A 17,039-nucleotide genomic window follows, 5' to 3' on the forward strand; every position below is an offset into this window, starting at 1 on the left:
AAAATGGAAATTGTTCAGGGAATCATATTAAAAACCAGCCCTTACTCGGAAACTCAGAAAATTATCCGAATCTATACGAAAGAAAAGGGGTATCTGTCCATGATATCCCCTTCTGTCGTATTCAAAAGAAAAACCAAAACTGTCCATCTCCTGCAAATCAGCGAGATCGAATTTTTCGAGAATGAAAAGAGCGATTTGCACAAACTCCGTCAAATCTCTCCGATCATCAACCTGCCCGAGTTATATTTCGATATTTTCAAGATGAATATCCTTTTGTTGTGGGGAGAAATTCTGAACCTGATTTTAAAAAATGAAGGGAAAAATGAAGAGTTGTTCGATTACCTGACCCATTCCATCGAATACCTGAACTCGACCCATAACGACATCGGAAACTTTAACCTTTATTTTCTCTATCGTCTGGCCGGTTTTATCGGTTTTCGGATCAACACTTCTTCATGGCAGGAGAATTACGTTTTCAATATCAACAACGGGAGCTTTTATCCTTCCGATCCGGCCACTCCGTATATTTCGGGACCGAATACCGCTAAAATCATTTACCAGCTATGTACTTGTCCTCTGGCCGAAATAAAAGCCATTCCTCTCAACCGGCAATCGCGCAATATTCTATTGGATGTTATCCTGCTTTTTTACAGCATCCATCTGAATATCAATTTCAATATTAAAAGTATACAGGTTATCCGGGAAGTTTTTGCCTGAACATTCCCGATATTTCCCCAACAGTCGATAGAAAAATACCCTTCGTCTATAATATTTGGTCAAATAAAAAAAAGAAATAAACTTTGAAGTTGAGAAATTGTCTTAAAGTTCAGAGTGTTGTTAAAAAAAATGTTATTTCCCCGTCTGATTGGAAAGAATATTTTAAATATTTTATAAAATGAGAATATTGCAGTACAAAGTTAACATCTTTTATTATATTTATAGTCAAGATTTGCAAGTAGAACTTTAAAAACAGGAATATGAATATCAAAATCCAAGATTTGACCAAGGTTTACCCGGATGGTCATAAGGCGTTAAACGGCTTGAACCTGAATATAGAACCCGGCATGTTCGGTTTACTGGGGCCTAACGGAGCAGGTAAAACGACGTTGATGCGGATTATGACTCTTTTGCAAAATCCCTCTTCAGGTACTATTTTTTTCGATGATTACGATATTTTGCGCGATCGTAAGGCTATTCGTTCTGTTTTAGGCTATCTACCTCAGGATTTCCGTTTTTTCGAAAAACTAAAAACCTGGGAATTTCTAGACTACGGGGCAGGACTGGCGGGAATAAAAGGCACCCGGAAAAGGTCGGAAATCGTCGATGAGATGCTGAGAAAGGTCGGTTTGTATGAAGTCAGGGACCGTTGGGCTAACCGGTTGTCGGGTGGTATGAAAAGACGTCTTGGGATTGCACAGGCGATCATCGGTAATCCGAAAGTCATCATCGTCGATGAACCGACGACAGGTCTGGACCCGGAAGAACGAATCCGGTTCAGAAATATCCTTTCGGAAGTCAGTGATAAAGATGTCATCATTATCTTATCCACTCACATTGTGGGGGATATATCCAGCACCTGCAAAAAACTGGCCTTACTGAACAAGGGAGAATTGAAATTCGAAGGTTCTCCGGACGATATGATTGAATTAGTCCGGGGGAAAGTATGGGAAATCTTCGTTACCGACCCTGAATTGCAGCAAATCAAGGAAAAATATCCGATCATTTCTACTATTCCTTCGGAAGGAGGCTGGGAGATCCAAATCGTAACCGAAAAATTGGAAGGTTTCGACGGCAAAGCCATTATCCCCAATATCGAACATGCTTACGTCTATTTTATGGACTATCTGCTAAAGGATAAAATGGAAATGTATAGCGAAAAAATCGGTGGAGACCTATTTAATTAATAATGTATTAATGTTTTGATATGAATTTAAACCATATAAATGTTATTGCCCGATACGAAGTAAAACTGGTGAAACGAAGCTGGTTGTTTCGTATTTTTGCCATACTCGCGCTGCTATTCATCTCTGCCATTATGTTGGGTTATCAAACCGGTATCGTCAACCGGATGGATAATCTTTGGCCGAGAATCGCCGTTTCTTCACTGATGCCATTCTGTAACACTTATTTTTATAATATCGCTCAATCGGTCATCGTCGTATTTCTGGCCGGCAGCTTCCTGAAAAGAGACAAAAAACTCGATACCGCCGAAGTCATCTATGTCCGGCCGATGAGTAATGCCGACTATATTGTCGGTAAGACCTGGGGTATTGTAAAGGTTTTCATTACACTGAACATTATCACCTTATTATTTACGGCTTTTTTAAACATACTGATCAATAAATCTCCGTTCGATCTGTTTCCATATCTATTCTATTTATTGACGATTTCGGTACCTTCCCTGTTGTTTGTCCTGGGTTTATCCTTTACGGCCATGTGCATCCTTAAAAATCAGGCGGTCACTTTCATCGTAATGCTGGGAATTATCGGCACTGTTTTCTTTTACCTGACCGATACGTTATATGGGGTATTCGATTTCTTCGGAGTAAATATCCCGGCCATATTTTCAGATGTCACGGGACATGCCGATCTCCGGCTTTTTTTACTCCAGCGGTTTTCTTATCTACTGGCAGGAATCGGCCTGATCAGCATGACCATCGCTCTGGTGAAACGTCTGCCTCACAAACCGTGGAAAATAGCTGTCGTATATACTTTTAGCTCACTATTTCTATTGGCAGCCTGTCTCGGAGGATTGTTATACATCCTGCATTATAATCATCAGCTCGATCTCCGTCATCAGTACATCATGACATTCGATAAATATGCAGATGTCCCGCATGTCGACTTGCTGGTCAACGATATTTCGGTTACTCCTCAAGGATACAGACTAGCAGGAAAGAGTACGGTAAAAGTAGCCAATAACAATGCAAAGCCTCTGGATAAAATTATTTTTTACCTTAATCCGGAGCTAACGGTTACCTCTGTAGAAATGGCCGGGAAAAACCTGCTCTTCCGAAGAGATCACCAGGTTATCGAAGTAGATCAACCCATCCAGCAGCAAGAAGAGCTTACGTTGACGATCAACTATGAAGGGAAAATCAGTGAAAACATTTGTTATACCGATGTCCTGACAGAAGATTACCTGGATACTAAAGTCCCGCAGGTATTCTGGCGTTTCGGTAAACGTTATGCATGGCTGAGTAATACCTTTACCCTATTGACTCCCGAATGTATCTGGTATCCGGTAACCATCGCCCCCGTTAACCCGGGAGCTCCGTACAATGTCAGGAAGAATTTCACAGACTATACACTTACCGTTCATTATGAAGGCGACAAGACCGTTTTGTCACAAGGCAAAAGTAAGATCGACGGCCCGGCAATCACCTTTACGAACGCCACCGCCTTGCCCGGAATCAGTCTAACCATCGCCGACTATGATAAAAAGGCTTTACGGGTAGATTCCACGGATTACGAGATCTATTACTTTAAAGGCCACGATTATTTTTCAAAATACTTCGAACCCTTATCCGATACCTTGCCCGGAGTCATTCGGGAAGTAAAAAACAGCCTGGAAATAGAGAAAGACCGGGATTATCCTTTCGGAAAATTTGTCTTAGCCGAAACCCCGGTACAATTTGCCACTTATGCCCGTAACTGGAAAGGTTATACCGAATATGTCATGCCTGAAATCCTCTTCGTCCCGGAACGAGGAATTTCTCTAGGCCAGGATTTTGAGGCAGAAAGAAGACGGATGAATGAATGGGGACGGCATGGAGGCCCTATGGACGAGATGGAACAAAATATTTCCCTCTTCAATCGTTTCGTGAGCTCTTTAACCTCCGAAAACAGCCAAAATGGCTGGAATCCGGACAATAAACTGATCAATAAATCCAATATCACTCCGATGTTGTTCGGACATACGAACTACATCAGCTCTCCCGAATATCCGGTAATCGACATCGCAGTCAACAACATGATGAATACTTCTTCCGATCAGGGCTTCCGTTTCTGGGGAGGTATCATCAACGACAAACAGCGAGCCAACCTCTATCTGGAATCACATAGTTTCGAGACAGCGATCGGAGATACCGAACTGAAGCCGGAAATTTTCTATGAATTGCTGAAATTGAAAAGTGCAGCATTGAATAACTATATCACTTCCCGGATCACACAGGAAGATTTCAATCAATTCCTAAAGGCATTTTTTACTAGCCGTCAGTTCCAGAATATACCGTTCGATACACTCCGATACGAAATAGAGAAGAGGTTCGGGATTCGGTTGTCCGATTTTATCGACACCTGGTATACGGCCTCCCATACCCCGACCATCTATATCAAGGATGTGGATGCCAATCAAATTGTGTTGGATGAGTTTACCAAATACCAAATTAAATTCAAGGTCAACAATCCCTCCGACATAGATGCTATCATCAGTACGGAAGTCATGCAAGGCGGAGGAGGCGGTATGCGGCGGGGAGGCGGTATGAGTTTTGAAACGGAGAAGAAAAATTACATTATTCCGGCCGGAGAAGCCCGGGAAATCAAGATTATCAGTGACGAGCGTCCGGCCAATATTTCGATAAATACCAATATTTCACACAACCTACCGACATCGCATAATTTCAATTTTTCTAAAATCGACAATACGATCAGCGATACTACTTCGGGAATTTATCCGATAAACCCGGATGTCTTCAAGCCGAATCCGAATGAAATCATTATCGACAATGAGGATCCGGGATTCAGGACGATCGCCTCGAATAACCGGCATAAACTGAAGGATCTTTTCAAGAAAAAAGATGACGAAAAGTATAAGAATTTTATGCCCTGGTGGATGCCTTCCCAATGGACGGCCATAGCCGCCGACTATTGCTACGGTGAAACGATAAACTCTGCGGTTTATAAAAATAAAGGCAGTGGGGCCAATGCCGTAGAATGGAAAACGGAAATCCCTAAAGACGGTTACTACGAGGTGTCCATCTGGAATGCAAAAATGTCGGGCAGAATGTTTTTTATGGACAGACGCCGCGGTCGTCACAAAGAGGAACGTAATCAGACTTATACCATCCAATACGATAAAGAGAAAGAATCGGTGACACTGGACCTGGATGAAGAAACCGAAGGATGGGTTTCGATCGGGAATTTCTATCTACCTCAAGGAGAAGTCATCATCACTTTGACAGATAAAGTTTCCGGAGATTACGTCATTGCAGACGCCGTTAAATTTACAGCCACAGAAGAATAATAAACGAATAACCCGATAAACGCAGACAATATGCTTAAACAAACTTTGGTCCTCGGTCTTTTAACCCTCAGCGGGTTATATAGTGCGCATGCACAGGAAGTACTTACACTCGAAAAAGCATTGAACACGGCTTTCGAACACAGTCCTTCACTGATTCAAAGCAAACTCAGCCTCGAGCAACGTCAATTGAATCTAAAAGCTCAGGATGCTTCCCTGAAATCACAATTTTCATTGGATGTCACTCCTTTCAGGTATACCCGTAACAACCAATACGATAATTTCAACAGTAAATGGTATGCCAACGAGACCAAAATGTCATCGGCTTCATTCGGTATCACGCAACCCATAAAATGGACAGACGGAACCATCTCTCTATATAATGACTTTTCCTGGCAGGACGCTTCCAACAGGACTTCCGGTGGCAACAATACCTCCTTCAAGCATAATCTGTCTTTACGTATTTCGCAGCCTTTGTTCACTTATAACAGGACAAAGATGCAGCTCAAAGAACTGGAATATGCACTCGAAAATGCCAAAATCAGTTATGCCCTCCAACAATTAAGTATCGAAAAAAACGTCACCAGCCAATTTTACGATGTATATCAAAAACAAAAGGATCTGAACATCTCCCGGGATGAATACAACAACCAGAAACAAAACTACGATATCATCAAAAATAAGGTCGAAGCCGGGCTGTTAGCCAAAGAAGAACTTTATCAGGCGGAAGTCAATCTGGCGAACAGTGAATCCACTGTATATTCGAAAGAGATCAGTTTTGAAAATGCGAAAGACAATTTCAAGCTTTTACTGGGAATGTCGCTGGATGAAGATATCGCGATACTGTTCGACAATAATATTCCGACAGTCGATGTCAATATTAACGATGCAGTTAAATACGCCCTGGATCAACGCATGGAAATCCGCCAAAAACAGATTACCCTGGAACAGGATGTATTTTCGATTATCCGGACAAAAGCAGAAAGCGAATTCAAAGGTGATTTAAGTGTCCGGGTAGGTATGGATGCCCTGGCTGGAAAAGTAAAAAATATGTACGACAAGCCCACCGACAACGAAGAGGTTGGCGTAACCCTCACCATTCCGATCTTCGATTGGGGGGCTAAAAAGGCAAAAGTAAAATCCAGCCAACTGGCTATGGAATCGGACGAAATCAGCCTCGAAGAACAGAAAAAAGAGATTGTCATCGATGTCCGCCAGATTTGCCGTAACCTGCCGACGCTGATCCGTCAAATCGAAATCAAAAAGAAAAGCATTGAAAATGCGGAACGTACCTATGAAATCAATCTGGAAAAATATCGCAACGGTAATCTGACCGGTATGGACTTACAACAGTTCCAAAACCAGTTGACTACTGCCAAACAAGATTATACGAGCGCTATTATCAGCTACAAAATCGAGCTCTTGAACCTGAAAATCCAAACCCTTTGGGATTTTGAAACCCATAAAAGTTATTTACCTGTAGATCTATTGAAATAAAATAACCCTATAAGTCCGTTAACAAGTAAAATCACGATAATCATGAATAAGAATTTTAAAATCCTGGGAGCTGTTATGTTAGGATTCATGTCGTTTTCCTGTAATAACAATCAGGGAAATAACTCTTCTGAAGCCACTACCCCAGTATGGGTCGAGGACGTACAACTCAGAAACATTGAGGAATATATTACAACAACCGGAACAGCAAAGGCAGCTAAAACGATAGAAATAAAATCGGAAACCAACGGAGCTTACTACTTACAGAAAAATCCGAAAACCGGTCGTCCTTATCAGCTGGGTGACATCGTCGAAGCCGGAGCCGTCATCATCCGTCTGGAAAATAAGGAATATGAAAACAACGTGCAGTTGGAAAGTAAGAAATTACAAATCCAGATCACCGAGAAGGAATGGGAAGGTCAGAAAATCCTGCTCGAGAAAGGCGGAGCAACCGAAAAAGACGTAAACAACGCTGAAAACTCTTATATCAATGCGAAGTTAGCCTTGGAAAACGGTTATATCACTTTAGAAAAACTGAGTATCAAAGCTCCGTTCAAAGGAGTTATCGTCAATCTTCCCTACTATACTCCGGGGGTAGAAGTCGCTTCCGGTAGTGTGATGGTCGGCCTGATGGATTATAGTAAAATGTATGTAGAAACCCAATTCCCTGAAAACACATTGACCAAACTGAGAATCGGACAGCAAGTACATATCACCAATTACAATATCAAATCGGATACTTTAAGAGGCATACTGACTCAGTTATCTCCGGCCATCAACGAAGAAACCCGTACCTTCTCGGGGTATATCGAAATCGATAACCCGGATTTAAAACTTCGTCCGGGTATGTTCGCCAAAGCAGATATCGTCACAGTACGGAAAGACTCTGTCATCTCTATTCCCAAAGATATCATTAAAAACCGCCGGGGAGGTAAATTAGTATATACGGTCGACAGAAACAGTGCCGAAGAAAAAGTCATCCATACCGGTATCAGTGACGATAAATACATCGAAGTAGAAAAAGGACTCAAAGCCGGGGACAAGATCGTCGTGAAAGGTTACGAATGGTTACGTAACCGGAGCAAAGTAAAAGTGATGAAGTAACTGTATTCACGACAGTCTGAAAAATTCTTTGTCGGTAAACGTCCAAATTGGTAAACGATTAAATTATGGGAATTACAAAATTTGCAGTAAAATACCCGGTCAGTGTATTAATGATCACACTGGGGGTATGTCTGCTAGGAATCATATCATACAATAAATTGGGAACAGATTTATTTCCCGATTTAAAAAATCCGGCTTTATATATCGATTTGCAAGCCGGTGAGCGTCCACCTGAAGAGATCGAAAAACAGTTTGTAGAAAAAATAGAAGCTATGGCAGCACGCCAGGAAGGTGTGAAAGACGTCAGTAGCAGCAGTAAGGTAGGAGGAGCCACGATTACGGTGGAATACGACTGGGATCAGGATATGGATGCCGCCTTTTTGGATTTGCAACGCAGCATGTCTCAAATCGCTCAGGACGAAGAAATCACTTCCCTGAATGTTTCCCGCTACGATGCCAATGCCACGCCGGTCATGATCATTTCCATGAGCCATAAAGAAATCAAGGATATGAACGAACTCCGGAAAATAGCAGAAAACTATATGCGGAGCGAACTGGTCAGACTGGAAGGTGTGGCCGATATCCGACTCAACGGCCAGGAAAATGCTTTTGTGGAGGTCAAAACCGACTCTTATATGCTGGAAGCTTTCAACCTGACTGCCGAAACGATCGCGTCGAAAATAGAAAGTATGAACCGGAATGTTTCGGGAGGTACCATTGTAAACGACGACATCCAATATACGGTAAAAGGGGTGAATTTATTAAAAGACCTGGAAGACATCGGGAATATTATCGTTGCTTTCAAAACCCCCGGTAGTACCGACACCGAGTCGGGGAACAGCTCTACCGTGAAAGCTCCGGTATACCTGAAAGATGTTGCCAAAATCGAATTAAAAAATAAAGATCCTGAAAATCTGGTGCGCTACGATGCCGAACGTAGTCTGAGTATCAGTGTCTACAAAGAGAATAAATACAATACGGTGAAGGCAGTTGAAAATATCACTGCCAAACTGGAAGAATTGCAGAAAAGTATGCCCGGTTATGAATTTCACGTCATCAGTAACCAGGGAGATTTTATCGGAGCTTCGATCGGGGAGGTCAAGGATTCTGCCGTTATGGGTATTTTATTGGCCATGCTGGTATTGTACGTTTTCCTGCGCCGCATCAATACAACCTTGATCGTCAGTGTTTCTATTCCGGTGTCCATCATCGCTACGTTCAATTTGATGTACTTCAACGGATTGACGATCAATATCATGACACTGGGGGGATTAGCCCTGGGAGCCGGTATGTTGATCGATAATGCCATTGTTGTCATGGAGAATATTTTCCGGAATCTGGAAAACGGCCTTTCCCCCAAGGAAGCGGCTATCAAAGGAGCTTCGGAAGTTTCAGGGGCTATCACGTCTTCAACCCTCACGACCATAGTGGTATTCTTACCTATCGTTTACATCCAGGGAGCTGCCGGAGAACTTTTTAAAGAACAGGCCTGGACCGTTTCGTTCTCTCTATTGTCTTCTCTTTTTGTTGCGGTATTGTTAATCCCGATGTTAGCTTCACAATATGTGAAAGCACCTGCCAAAAATCAGGCTTCTTTAAAAATCAAAGGATACGGTCAGTTTGTCGGTAAACTTTTGAAACACCGGTACGCTGTCGTCCTGACCGCGTTAGTGGTCATGATCGGAAGTTACCTGCTGCTCCCGTTGATCGATAAAGAATTTATGCCTAAAGCAGATTCCCGGGAATTTTCGACTTACATCACTCTGGAGCCGGGAACCCGTCTGCAAAGCACGGATAATGCGGCCGCTACCATCGAAAATATGATTATAGAGTTGGCAGGAGACGATCTGGAATGGATTTTTACTCAGGTTGGACCTTCGACAACAACCGAAAGCCAAACGACTAGCGGGAAACTCGAAGGCGAAAATCAGGCAGAGGTAAAAGTCAAATTGAAAAACAAAGCCAAAGCCGATGCAGATTATATTATCAGTAATCTGAGTCATAATTACACGATTCCCGAGGGCGTGGAAATATCGTTCGAAAAGGAACAATCTGCCTTACAAAGCATCCTCGGAACGGAAGGAGCTCCTGTAATTATCGAGATTAAAGGGGAGGAACTGGAAATGATCGACGAACTCAGCACGGAGGTGAAGGAGAAAATAGCCTCTATCCCCGGACTCTACGATATCAAAACTTCTATGGAACAAGGAGCTCCGGAAGTCAACATCTCTATCGACCGGTTGAAAAGCGGGATTTACGGGGTAGATATCGCTTCGGTGGCCAGTCAGATAAAAGAAAAGCTGAACGGGAAGACGGCCAGCAATTTCGAATCCGAAGGTGAACCGATCGATATCGAAATCAAAGTACCGGAAGTATCGCTCGATGAATTGCAAAATGTTGAAATCGTACAAGGAGAAAAGAAATATCGTCTGGGTGAGATTGCAGAGGTTTCGATTACGACAGCTCCGAAAGAAATCAACCGTAGCAACCAAAACCGGATCGGTAAAGTCACCGCAATGCTCGAAAAGGGCTATACATTAGGCAGTGTCACTCCGGAAATCAAAGCACAGTTGAAAGATATCCAATTCCCTGCTAAATATTCAGCACAAATTACCGGAGAAGAAGAGAAACGGGCCGAATCGTTTCAAGGTTTGTCCTTTGCTCTGATACTATCTATCGTATTGGTATATATGGTGATGGCTTCTCAATTCGAATCCTTGCGTCATCCGTTTACCATCTTGCTGACGATCCCGTTGGCCGGAGTAGGCTGTATTTACGCATTTTTGCTAGCCGGAGCCTCTTTGAATATGATGGCTTTTATCGGTATCATCATGCTGGCAGGTATAGCCGTCAACAACTCCATCTTACTGGTAGATGCAGCCAACAGGCTCAAGGCAGAAGGATTCGCTCTGACAGAGGCCATAAAAGGAGCTGCCCAACAGCGTATCCGCCCGATCATCATGACCAGTCTGACTACTATCCTGGCTTTATTGCCGATGTGTTTCGGATTCGGAGAGGGTGCTTCACTGCGATCCCCTATGGCTTTGGCGGTGATCGGCGGTCTGTTCACTTCTACCCTGATGACATTAGTAGTGATCCCGTGTGTTTACTACATTTTTGACAAAAAAGTCAAAAACGTAGAGAAGATTTGAAAGGCATTTTCGAGCTTTTGACATTTTTGATTCTAAATAAGAAAAAATGAACAAACTAATAAATCGTAAAGTACTGATTTCGATGATCTTCATCGGTTTGACCATGATGGGGTTGTTTTCGTACAGGTACTTACTGATGGAATTATATCCGGATGCGGAGTTCCCCTCCCTGAATGTAACTATTTCCACCAAGACCGAGCTGGATCCGAAGTACATCGAGAGTCAGGCAGCTATTCCGGTAGAAGGCGTAATCAGCGGCCTGGAAGGCGTCGAGGATATAACGACATTGATTTCCAATAGGAACGCCCGTATCACTGTTTCCTTTACCAAAAATACAAATGTCAAATATGCTTACCTGAAGCTGGAAGAAAAAATCAAAGCGATCACCAAAAGTATTCCGGAAGACTTCACCATCCAGGTCAATAAAGCCGGTAGCGGAATGGCCAGTGATCAGTTTATGACTCTACAGATTCTGGGAGACGACGATGTCGATTATGTCCGGAATATCACCGATATCGACATTGCTCCCATCCTTGAAAGTACGGATGGAATAGCCTCGGTCACGGTCATGGGCGGACGTCAGAAGAGCATCGAAATCCTTCTCGACGATGAAAAATGCAAAGCGCTCAATATCACCGCATCACAAGTCAGCTCACTGATCGGCAAGAATATGTCTGAAAAGACCTTCGCCGGTTCGGTATTTCAGGATAACAAACGTTTTTTTGTCAACGTTACGGCAGAATATCTCGCGACAGAAGACCTGGGAAACATCGTTGTATCCGAAGGTCCGGTATTGTTGAAAGACATCGCCGACATCAATTTCGGCATTAAAGAAGAAGAATCCTATTCGCGGGTGAATGGGAAAGAAGTTATCACCTGTGTTATTTCCAAATCTCCGCTGGTCAATATCATCGATCTTTCACAGCGGGTACGGGAAGAAATCGCCCAGTTGAATGAAGAACTGGCTACCAAAGGAGTTTCTATCAAAGTCGATACGGACACAGCCGAAACGATGAGTGAAAACATCAACACCATCATCAATCTGGGTTTGACCGGAGCGATTCTGGCTATTTTCATTCTCTACCTGTTTTTGCGAAACTTCAAGATCGTCACTTTCATTGCCGTGGCAATCCCCATTTCGGTATTCTCTGCTTTTTATTTCTTTTACTTTTTCGGTATCAGTATCAATACACTGACTTTAACGGGTATAGCCCTCGCTGTGGGCATGTTGTTGGATAATTCGGTCGTCGTCATGGAGAATATCTTCCGGTTGCGTGCGATCGGAGTCAATAGTCAGGAAGCAGCGGTAAGGGGCACTCAGGAGGTGGCCAAAGCGGTTATCGCCGCCACTCTGACTACGATCACTGTATTTCTTCCTTTCCTGTTTTCAGACGATTTTATCCTGAAGCTGATCGGTGAACATATCGGCGTGTCGATCATCACGACTCTTATCCTGTCGTTGGTCGTGGCTTTGCTACTGATCCCTATGGCCGTCAATCAATTCATGAAAGGCCAGGGCGACCGGGTAAATTTCAGTACATTATCGATTCATAGCCGGCCGGTACAGATTTATATCGCTTTACTGAAAATGTGCCTGCGCAAACCGGCAGCAGTCGTATTTACTGCGATATTGGTATTGATCGTCACGGTAGCTTTATCTTTGACACTGACCATGAATACGTTAAAAGAAATCGAAGCCGATACGTTCAATGTCTATATGACTTTCCCCAATGGGAATACCCTCAACCGGACAGACGAAACAATAAAAGCTTATGAAGAACGCTTGAACGATATCCAGGAAATCGAACAATACAGTACAAAGATCTATTCCACGGATGCCAGTGTCACCATCAAACTAAAAGAGGACTTCGAAAAGATCAACAAAAAAACACTGAACGAACTCAAGAGTACGATTCTATCCCTCTCCGATGGGTTAAGAGTCAGCGATATCAGCCTCGAAGCTATCGAGAGCAGCGAGAACTTCCGGGGTGGTGGCAGTTCACTCATGGGAGGTGCCGACCAACTGATGAAAAAAATGGGTATGGGTACCCAAACGGAAAAAATTGTCATCAAGGGCCAGGATTTCGAAAAAATGGCTAACCTGGCCGAGTTGCTCAAATTCCAATTGGAAGAATTGGACAATATCAGCTATTCATCGGTCAGCTCATCCCGGGGAAAACCCGAAGCCAGGATCATGTTCGACCAATATCTGATGGGAATCAATGATGTAACTCCGAATAATGTCGTCACCGAGCTCAATAATTTCGCCCCCCAAAATACGACTTCGATCAAATACAAAGCGGGAGATCAGGAGTACGATATCATCATCAAAGACAAACGGCTAGCCGAGAAAAAAGAAGAAGAAAACCAGGATCCGGTACGTACGCTGGAAGACTTGCGCAATATGCAAGTCACCAACACGAATAATTCCCTTACCGAATTACGTAGCTTCAGTAATATCAACCTTACCCGGGGACAAGGAAACATAAACCGGGTCAACCAGGATAAAGAAATCACGGTGAACTACCGGTTCAATTCCGATGTAAACGAATCGAAGAATATTCTGGAAGCCGCAAGGACAGAGATAGACGAACTGGTGCAGAATACCGATATTCCTACCGGCATCGCTGTCGAGGTGGTACATGAAGAGGACGAAACCAGCGAATTCACTTTTCTGATTCTGGCTGCTTTTGTGATCATTTACATGATCCTGGCGTCTGTTTTCGAATCACTTACAGCCCCGATCGTATTGATGTTCGCTATTCCCCTGGCTGCCATCGGTTCCTTACTGGCCTTATTGTTTACCAGCAATTCGTTGATGAATGCCAATGTATTGATCGGTGTCATTATCCTGATCGGTATCGTCGTCAACAACAGTATCATCCTGATCGACTACACTTCGCAATTGCGGCGACAGGGTAACCGTAAACCGCGAGCCCTCATCATCGCCGGAATCTCGAGGGTACGTCCTATCCTGATCACAGCCATCACCACCATCGTGGCCATGTTCCCGTTAGCCATGGGACAAGGAGAATTTGTATCAGGACTCGGAGCTCCTTTCGCCATCACGGTGATCGGAGGATTGACCATGAGTACATTATTGACCCTGGTGATTATCCCCACCCTATATTCCGGTTTGGAAGAAGCACTTCATCGGCTGCGTACCCAGAGTTTAACCCTGAAGATTATTCAACTCACCCTTTTGATCCTGGCAGTCATCGGTATAGTGATGATAACCGACTCGCTGATATGGCAATTGGGTTACTTTGTCGGAGCCATTATACTGATACCGGCAGCCACCTGGTTTATGGAGACTAGTCTGCGTCAGGCCAACAGCCGGATTATCCCTCCGGATCAGGAAATCCATATTTCAATCCGTAATCTGGTGAAGATCTACGGCCGTCCCAATGAATTTCAACGGGAATGGCAATCCGGCCAACGTGTACGGGAACGGCTGGGATTAAAGGAAGAATACCGGCAATGGTCGGATTTAAAACCTTTGGTATGGATGTTACCTATCACCGGCTTCCTGATTTATTTCACCTATTTCTATCAAACATTGACCTTCTGGGCCATCATTTTTGCCGTCTGCACCTGGATGTTGCTGACAAAATTGATTGCCATCGGAGGTGAATATTTTAAAGCTCATAAAATCAAAAGCTTGAGCTGGTGTATACGGGTATGCGGAATCTTCATTTATTACTTTTCGCCCTTGTTTACGCTCATATGGGCTTCTATAAAATTCTCGGATTCCGGCATGGCTATTTTACTCGGTCTCCTTTGGTATGTCGCTATAGTTGCCCGCTATTTATCGGACCGGATCCATAAATACAATATCAACATCGATATGATCGACGGTCGGTTCAGGGAATTGAAAAAAGGAGTATATAAGATCGCCACAAAAATTCCGATGATCGGATATAAGAAAAAACCGTTCAAAGCCTTGAACGCCGTCTCAATGGAGATCCATACCGGTATGTTCGGTTTGTTAGGACCTAACGGTGCAGGTAAAACCACCCTTATGCGTATCATCTGCGGCATATTCGAGCAGAGCTATGGAAAAATATTCATCAATGGCATCGATACCCAGAAAAAACGGGAAGAATTGCAGGGATTGATCGGTTATCTGCCTCAGGAATTCGGTACTTACGAAAACCTGACCTCCTGGGAGTTTTTGGAATATCAGGCTCTCCTGAAAGGAATTTATAATCCCAAAACCCGGAGCAAACGGATCACAGAAGTGCTCGAAGCGGTTCATATGTATGAAAACAAAGATAAAAAGATCGGAGGTTTCTCAGGAGGTATGAAACAACGGATCGGAATTGCACAGACTTTGCTGAACCTGCCCCGCATTCTGGTTGTCGATGAACCGACTGCCGGATTGGACCCCCGGGAAAGAATCCGTTTCAGAAATCTTTTGGTAGAATTGTCGCGCAACCGGATCGTTATTTTCTCTACCCACATTATCGAGGATATCGCCAGTTCCTGTAACCAGGTGGGTGTTATCAACAAAGGGTCGTTGAAATATCACGGAACTCCTTCCGAAATGGTGGAAATTGCTAAAGATGTGACATGGACTTTCGAAATTCCGGCCCGGGAATTTGTAAAATTGCCTTCCGACCTGTTATTGGTACATCATATCCGGAACGGAGAGAATATCAAAGTCAGGTGTCTGTCGGAGACCCAACCGGTTCCCAATGCCGTACATACTTCTCCTCTACTGGAAGACTCGTATCTGTGGTTGTTGAGGAATGTAAAATTAGCTAATCATGAAAATATCATCACTCAATAGACTTGTAAAGCCATGAAATATTACATCACTCCTATAGCAAAACTCGCCCGGTATAATATAAAGATTATCTTCGGCAATAAGTTTATGTATTTTATTCTCAGTGCCGTCGGTTTTTATATCCTGACGGTGGGGTTAAATCTTATTTCGGATTCGGAGATTACGATGGCTACCGGATACAGTATGTTATTAGTGCCTTCTATCCTATTGATCTTCTATCCGACCTGTTTCGGTATACAGAACGACCAGGATGCCAAAATCATAGAAATCATTTTCGGTATTCCGAACTATCGGTATAAAATCTGGCTATTCCGGCTTTTGATCGCCTATATGATTTGTTTTATCATCACTTTGCTTTTAGCTGCCGTCACCGACTGGCTGGTTGTAGAGGTACCTCCCCTGCAACTCGCTTTGCAAAGTATGGTACCTGCGCTTTTCATCGGTTTACTGTGTTTTATGCTCAGTACACTCATCCGGAATGGCAACGGTACGGCAGTAATGATTATCATTATCGGTTTATTGCTGTTCGCATCGAGTAAAATTCTGGACGTCAGCAAATGGAATGTATTTTTGAACCCCTTTGACGTCCCCTTGGATAAAAATCCGCAAATTTTTTATAACACCCTGTTCGACAACCGATTGATTATCTTACTCTCTTCCTTCATATTCTTATTGGTAGGACTTTACAAGACACAAAACCGGGAAAAGTTCATCTGACTCACCGAGTCCGCCCAGGAGAAATATCCACCCGTATCCGAGATATATTTCTCCCACCCCCAAAGGGGCATATCCAGCGCCTCCCGGTTCGTCAACCGCCATTCCCCATCCCCAACCCTTCTCATTTTTCCGTTAACTGAGGATATTCAGTAAATGTCCCTAAATATTTAGGCAGTTATATACATATTAACACGTTATAAACGTAGGTTTATTTTTTCTTTCTATTCCGATTCCGGGTTTTGTGCCGTCAGACCGGTTCGCCTGGAACGGTCCGGTAAGGCTTTCCTTCACTGACCGGCGGAACTCCTCACTATGTTCGTCAGACACCACCGGTCGGGCGTTCGGAAAACCTAACCGGACACTCGTTCCTGCTCCAATGGTCTTCCGCCACAAAACCCTCCATCTTCCGTCAGCACTACAGGGCAAAGAAGGAAAGTTTTATTGAATGAAAGGGCAGGCCACCCTGACCGGAGTACGAATACCTGGATTATTAGATCGGATTATTTCTATAAAATACTGATTATTAAATTAATCTCTAATG

9 protein-coding genes are annotated in these 17,039 nt (G+C 43.4%); 8 read left to right on the plus strand and 1 reads right to left on the minus strand.

Annotated features, from left to right (window positions below):
- The first annotated feature begins 3 nt into the window (after positions 1–3).
- The 8 genes from recO to ODOSP_RS12715 all read left to right on the plus strand — a co-directional run bounded on the left by recO (position 4) and on the right by ODOSP_RS12715 (position 16,498).
- Positions 4–717, plus strand: coding sequence for a DNA repair protein RecO (gene recO, locus ODOSP_RS12680; protein ID WP_013612698.1), 714 nt, complete (start codon positions 4–6; stop codon positions 715–717).
- Between the two features lie 260 nt (positions 718–977).
- On the plus strand, positions 978–1,904 hold the full coding sequence (locus ODOSP_RS12685; RefSeq protein ID WP_013612699.1) for an ABC transporter ATP-binding protein: 927 nt from the start codon (positions 978–980) through the stop codon (positions 1,902–1,904).
- 20 nt (positions 1,905–1,924) lie between these two features.
- Positions 1,925–5,245: a golvesin C-terminal-like domain-containing protein gene (locus ODOSP_RS12690; RefSeq protein WP_013612700.1), complete on the plus strand. Its 3,321-nt coding sequence runs from the start codon at positions 1,925–1,927 to the stop codon at positions 5,243–5,245.
- 30 nt (positions 5,246–5,275) lie between these two features.
- A complete protein-coding gene (locus ODOSP_RS12695) occupies positions 5,276–6,739 on the plus strand; it encodes a TolC family protein (protein WP_013612701.1) in 1,464 nt (487 codons plus the stop codon).
- 42 nt (positions 6,740–6,781) lie between these two features.
- Positions 6,782–7,840 carry an efflux RND transporter periplasmic adaptor subunit gene (locus tag ODOSP_RS12700; protein ID WP_013612702.1) on the plus strand — a complete coding sequence of 353 codons (1,059 nt, stop codon included), beginning with the start codon at positions 6,782–6,784 and terminating at the stop codon, positions 7,838–7,840.
- A gap of 62 nt (positions 7,841–7,902) precedes the next feature.
- Positions 7,903–10,992, plus strand: coding sequence for an efflux RND transporter permease subunit (locus ODOSP_RS12705; protein ID WP_095074702.1), 3,090 nt, complete (start codon positions 7,903–7,905; stop codon positions 10,990–10,992).
- A gap of 46 nt (positions 10,993–11,038) precedes the next feature.
- Positions 11,039–15,784: an efflux RND transporter permease subunit gene (locus tag ODOSP_RS12710; RefSeq protein WP_013612704.1), complete on the plus strand. Its 4,746-nt coding sequence runs from the start codon at positions 11,039–11,041 to the stop codon at positions 15,782–15,784.
- Positions 15,785–15,796: 12 nt separating this feature from the next.
- Positions 15,797–16,498 carry a hypothetical protein gene (locus ODOSP_RS12715; protein ID WP_013612705.1) on the plus strand — a complete coding sequence of 234 codons (702 nt, stop codon included), beginning with the start codon at positions 15,797–15,799 and terminating at the stop codon, positions 16,496–16,498.
- Here the strand turns inward: ODOSP_RS12715 and ODOSP_RS19950 are convergent.
- Positions 16,465–16,623, minus strand: coding sequence for a hypothetical protein (locus tag ODOSP_RS19950; protein ID WP_013612706.1), 159 nt, complete (start codon positions 16,621–16,623; stop codon positions 16,465–16,467). The genes ODOSP_RS12715 and ODOSP_RS19950 overlap by 34 nt on opposite strands.
- Positions 16,624–17,039: the final 416 nt, after the last annotated feature.

Source organism: Odoribacter splanchnicus DSM 20712, assembly GCF_000190535.1.
Classification (GTDB): domain Bacteria; phylum Bacteroidota; class Bacteroidia; order Bacteroidales; family Marinifilaceae; genus Odoribacter; species Odoribacter splanchnicus.